Genomic DNA, 5,429 nt, shown 5'->3' on the forward strand with positions numbered 1-5,429 from the left:
GACCAGGACACCGAACAGCGTTCCGACCAGACGTTGCGCCGCCAGAACGAAGAAGAGACCGATCGCCAGCAGGATGCCCGGCACGATGGACGGGGTAAGCAGAATGCCCTGAATGGTTACGGCGGCTTTTCCGCCGAGCCTGTTTATTGAGATGGAGGCCAGCAGCCCCAGGGGCACTGCGATCATCGCCGTCAATGTGCCGAGGATCAGGCTCGTCCTGAGTGCGGCCATCCATGGCGCCGAACCGAAGAAATTCTCGTACCAGCGCAACGAGTATGCGCGCGGTGGGAACTCCAGAAGATTGGACGCCGAAAAGGAAAGCGGAACGACGACCAGCGTCGGCAGCATCAGGAACGCCATTACGAGCGCGCAAAAGCTCCACAGGAGGATGCGGGCCAGCCTGTTGTCCGGATAGGCTTCAAGCATGGGCTGTGCCCACTCTGCGTCCGGCAATCAGCCGCCGCGCAGCCAGGAACATCACCCCCACCAGCGCCATAAGAACGAGGAGCAGAATGCCCAGGACGCTCGCCGAGCCCCAATCCTGGAAGGTCGACAGCGTGCGCTCGATCCGGGTGGAAAGAGGATTTACCTTGCCGCCGCCAAGCACAGCCGGCGTGATGAAAAACCCTATGGTGTAAATGAAGACGATGATCGAACCCGAGAAGATGCCGCCGGCCGAAAGCGGCAGAATGACGGTGCGGATCGTTTGCCCGAGCGTGGCGCCCATGCTCGCCGATGCGCGGACAAGGTTTGCGTCGATATCGCGCATCGCGGCATAGACGGGCAGCAGGAAGAGCGGCAGCATGTAGTGAACCATGCCGATGAGCGTTCCCGTGAAGTTGTAGACCAGCGGCAATGGCTCGGCTGTCAGGCCTGAGCTGGTCAAAGCCGCGTTGATCAGGCCATCGCGCCGCAAGAGCACGAGCCAGCCATAGGTGCGCACCAGAATGGAGGTCCACAACGGCAGCATGACGAAGGCCATCAGCAAATTGGCCACCCTCGGTCTGGCGCTGGCCAGGGCGAGCCCCAGGGGGGTGCCGAGAAGAATGCAGATCGCCAGCGTGCCGAGGGACAGGTCAAGGGTCGTGACGAGCGCCGACCATGTCAGTCCGCTCGACAGCACCTTCTCGTAATTGCCGACGGTGTATTCACCTCCTGTGGTCAGGAAGGATTGCCGGATGATCCAAACGATGGGCAGTATCGCCGCCAGTCCGACGATGAAAAGCGCAGGCAGTGACAGCGAGAGGAAGAACCGCCGCTCGCGTCGAGCGTCTGCCGCGAGTACAGGATCGGCAAGGACGGTCACGCTGCCGCTCCCGGTATCGCGTGAACTTTCGCTGCTGGTGCATAGGCGGTCACCCGCTGACCGGTGGCAAGTTCGGCGCAGCCACTGGCCAGCGCCGCCGGAATGCAGACAAGGATCTCCTGCCCGCCGTCAAGCGCCAGCGTCAAAAGCCAGTTCTCGCCGCGAAACGCCTTGGCGCGCAGCGTTCCCTCAAGCGCCACCCCGTCTTGCCCGACGAGCTTCGCATCAAGATGGAAGCTTTCCGCGCGGATCATCAGAGCTTCGCGTGATGAATCGGCGGCGTCTATTCTAAGCACCGCGCCTGGGGCCACAATGTTGGCCTCGCCCATGAACTCCGCGACGAAGCGGGTCGATGGACGATCATAAATCTGCTGTGGCGTGTCGATCTGCTGAATGCGGCCGGAATTCATCACGGCAATCCGATCTGACATGATCAGCGCTTCGCGCTGGTCATGCGTCACATAGATCGTGGTGATCCCCAGATCGTCGTGCAGACGCCGGATCTCGTACTGCATGGTTTCGCGCAGATTCTTGTCGAGCGCCGACAGCGGCTCGTCCATCAGCATCACGCGTGGCTCGAAGACGATCGCCCTCGCCAACGCTACCCGCTGGCGCTGGCCGCCGGACAATGCGGCAATGTCGCGCTCCGCCAGACCGTCCAGCTTCACGCGGGCCAAGGCGTCAAGCGCCCGCTGGCGGGCCTCGGCTTTCGGCACCTTGCGCAGCACCAGCGGATACTCGACATTTGCCAGAACGTTCATGTGGGGAAACAGTGCATAGTTCTGGAACACTATGCCGATGTCGCGCTTGTTGGGGGCCAAGCGGGTGATGTCCCGATCGTCCAACAAAAGTTTACCGGAATCGGGCCGGACAAAACCGGCCAAAGCCATGAGCAGCGTGGTCTTGCCCGATCCGGACGGCCCCAAGAGCGTGAGGAATTCGCCAGCCTGAATGTCGAGCGAGACATCGTCCAGCGCGACGTAAGATCCGTAGGTCTTGCGCACGCTGTCGATGGTGATCGGGAGCGACTTCATCATGTGCTTCAGCCTTAAAGCTGAGACTCAGCGGGCCATCATCTCATCGAAGGCTTTTTGGGCGGCCTCGCCGTTCTTGACCCACCAATCCGCATTCGAAAACACTGAAGTGCCGGCATTTTCAGGCGCGGTCGCAAGGGTCTTCAGACGGTCCTCGGGAATAAGGCCACCCTCATAGCCAGCAGGATTTACAGGGCCATAGGCGATGAAATCGGTCAGCTTCGCCACGCGCGCGGGCTGTGTCATCGCTGCTATCAGCTTCATGGCCGCTTCCTTGTTCGGCGCCCCCTTCGGTACTCCGAGACAGTCGGTGCCAATGACGGAACCCTTGAACGTGTAGTCGGCCGCGCCGCCATCTTTTTTCACAGTCTCTGCCCGTCCGTTCCAGGTGATGACCAGATCCGCCTCACCATCTTTCAGCAACTGCGCCGACTGAGCGCCCGAGGTCCACCACACGGCGACATTTGGTTTGATCGCTTCAAGCCGCTTGATGGCGCGATCCAGACCCTCCGGCGTGCTGAGCACGGAATAGATGTCCGCCGGCGCCACGCCATCTGAAAGCAGCGCGATCTCGATCGAGTCCTGCGCATTGGCGCGCAGCGCGCGACGGCCCGGGAATTTGGCAACGTCCCAGAACTCCGCCCAGGTCTTCGGCGGGTTCTCGCCATAGGTCTTGGTGTTCCACGACAAGACGGTGCCATAGGAGTCGAACGGATAGCAGTAGTCGGACTTTGCACCGGCCGGCACGGAGCTGGGATCGATGATCTTGTAGTCGAGCGGCTCCAGCAGCGATTGTGCCGCGGCCTGCGCGCCCTCCGGTGAGCCGAGGTGAATGACGTCGGTCGTGACCGCACCCGAGGTGACCTGCATCTTCAGGGCGGCCAGGCCGTCGCTTAGGGTCTCCTCGCGGACATCAAAGCCAAGCTCTTTTGCAGCGGGAGCCCACATGGCTTCCTTGATGGCGTTGCCATAGTCGCCGCCCGCGGTGGTGATGGTGACTGTCTGGGCATGGACGGGCAAGGCAGCCGAAATTGCGAATGCCGTTAAGGAAATGCGTAGCCAGGACATAGGTTCTCCTCCCTAGGATTTGTCAAAACGCCGCTCAAAAGAGCCATTTCTTTGCGATCGTAACGTTACGATTGCATCGAAATGCGCGAGAGTCAAGCTGCTTTAGCGAGAGCTTGGATTGACCGTGAGGTGGAATCCGGTAACGTAATGACGGTCAGCAAAATCAGCCGGCGCTTTCGCAAATGAGGTCGGGCGACATGGCCAACCTAAAACAGATCGCGGCGGAACTTTCTCTTTCGGTGACCACGGTATCCCGCGCACTGAAGGATGGGCCGGAAGTTCATCCGTCGACCATCGCCCGCGTCAAGGAGGTGGCGAAGCGGGTCGGCTATGTGCCAAATCATCATGGCTTCGCGCTCAAAACTGGCCGCACGCTGACGATGACGGCAATATACCCGATGGAGACACAAGATCATCTGTCCGATCTGTTGAAGCTTCCCTTGATCGAAGGCATGACGCTGGCGGCGCGGCAAGCCGGTTATAGTCTGTCCATCTATTCCACGACTCCCGACGACGATCCCGTTGTGAGTGTGCAGCGGCAGCTTCAGGCGCGCAGCACAGATGGACTGATCATCACGCGCATGGTGTCGGGCGATCCGCGCGTCAAGCTGCTGCTGGATCAAGGCATGCCATTTGTCGCCTTCGGGAGAACCGACCTGGACGTCGCATATCCTTATGTTGATATCGACAACGAACAGATTGCCTACGAGGCGACCCGACAGCTCATGGACAAGGGCTGTCGACGCATTGCGCTGCAACTTCTCGTTCCGGGGGACCAGGCGAGTGCCATGCGTCTTTCTGGGTACGAACGGGCAATGGCCGAGGCTGGTATTCCGATCGACCAGTCGCTGATCGGCCATGGCATGTTCACGATGGAGTCGAGCGCTGCCTGGTTCGATCGCTTGCTGGGGTCGTCAGATCCGCCAACAGGCTTGGCATGCGCCAACGAACTGGGCCTTCTCGGGGCGTTACACGTTCTTGGCAGAAGAGGTCTTGTGCCTGGGAGCGACGTCCACATCGTCACTCGTGACAGCACGCGACTTGCACGCTTCCTGCCGGCGAAGATCGGCGTTCATTTCGTGGACATGGCGGGTGTCGGACGCAAACTTATCGAGGTTTTGGAGAGCCAGATCGCAAATCCGCTCGGGCCGGTCGCAAAAGTCTTGTTCAAAGGTGAGTTCGACCCTGGCGAATAGTCGGACCGGGTTAGAACATAAAAAAGGGAAATGCAAACATCCCAGAGCCGGACGGGACAAGGACAAATACTCGATATGATCTCCATCCGCGACCGCCCCGCCGAGGCGGAGGATCGAGCCATCCCAGGTCATCGCGTTTTCATCTGGAATGCGAAAGATGGCGCGCTGATCCATCAATGTTTTGTTGGCAGCTATCCATCCAAGCTCACATTCAGCCCGGATGGAAGTCGGCTGTTGGTAGGCTCGTGGCTTACAGTTTCATTTGGCAATGTCCCCGCGCTTTGGGACCCATTGAAAGGAACCGAAATCGCAAGGCTACTTGGCCACAAGAGCGACACCCAATTACGAGGCGTAACGTTCAGTCACGACGGCCGCCGAATTGCAACGGTATCACTCGATGGTAGCGCGCGTCTCTGGGACGGAAACTCTGGAGGGCTAATCGACGTGCTCGGCCAAGAGTCCCCGAACTTGAAACAGAGTGACGCCGGGGACGACCGTGATCAGGAAATGAACAGCGCTTTCAGCCCCGACGATCGCCTCCTGGCCACCGCTTCCATAAACGGTCCGATACGCATTTGGGACGTTGGTCGAGCGTCGCTATTCACCACCATCACTGGCCATCGTGCCTTGACCGAGCACCTTGAGTTCCACCCAGTCGATAGCAATATTCTTCTCATGGCTTCACATGATGGCACCGCCCGCCTCTGGGACGTCGACGGAATTCTGACGACTACCCTGCCCCACGAACATCCGCCGACCTTCGCGGTGTTCAGTCCCGACAATATGCATCTTCTGACTGGAGGCGGGGACAGCGCTGTGCACCTT

Annotated in this window: 6 protein-coding genes; 2 read left to right on the plus strand and 4 right to left on the minus strand. The window is 59.9% G+C overall.

The features are described from left to right. The 4 genes from AC1DZP_RS35585 to AC1DZP_RS35600 form a co-directional block, all read right to left on the minus strand. The coding region (locus AC1DZP_RS35585) for an ABC transporter permease (RefSeq protein ID WP_477308951.1) at positions 1-426 on the minus strand (426 nt) is incomplete at its 3' end. After that, positions 419-1,306 (minus strand): ABC transporter permease, encoded by an 888-nt coding sequence (locus tag AC1DZP_RS35590; protein ID WP_457155390.1) that lies wholly within the window; start codon positions 1,304-1,306, stop codon positions 419-421. The genes AC1DZP_RS35585 and AC1DZP_RS35590, both read right to left, overlap by 8 nt. Beyond that, positions 1,303-2,340, minus strand: a complete 1,038-nt coding sequence (locus AC1DZP_RS35595) for an ABC transporter ATP-binding protein (protein ID WP_477308955.1) — start codon at positions 2,338-2,340, stop codon at positions 1,303-1,305. The genes AC1DZP_RS35590 and AC1DZP_RS35595 overlap by 4 nt, the downstream gene beginning before the upstream one ends. Before the next feature lie 27 nt (positions 2,341-2,367). Further along, positions 2,368-3,408 (minus strand): ABC transporter substrate-binding protein, encoded by a 1,041-nt coding sequence (locus AC1DZP_RS35600; RefSeq protein WP_457155201.1) that lies wholly within the window; start codon positions 3,406-3,408, stop codon positions 2,368-2,370. Positions 3,409-3,605: 197 nt separating this feature from the next. Between AC1DZP_RS35600 and AC1DZP_RS35605 the strand changes: the two genes are divergently transcribed. Both AC1DZP_RS35605 and AC1DZP_RS35610 read left to right on the plus strand, forming a co-directional pair. Next, complete coding sequence (locus tag AC1DZP_RS35605) at positions 3,606-4,604, plus strand: LacI family DNA-binding transcriptional regulator (RefSeq protein WP_477308954.1); 999 nt, start codon at positions 3,606-3,608, stop codon at positions 4,602-4,604. Positions 4,605-4,895: 291 nt separating this feature from the next. Then, positions 4,896-5,429 (plus strand): WD40 repeat domain-containing protein (locus AC1DZP_RS35610; protein ID WP_477308957.1); only part of this gene is annotated, 534 nt, incomplete at its 3' end.

Source organism: Mesorhizobium sp. P2_F8 (assembly GCF_056403655.1).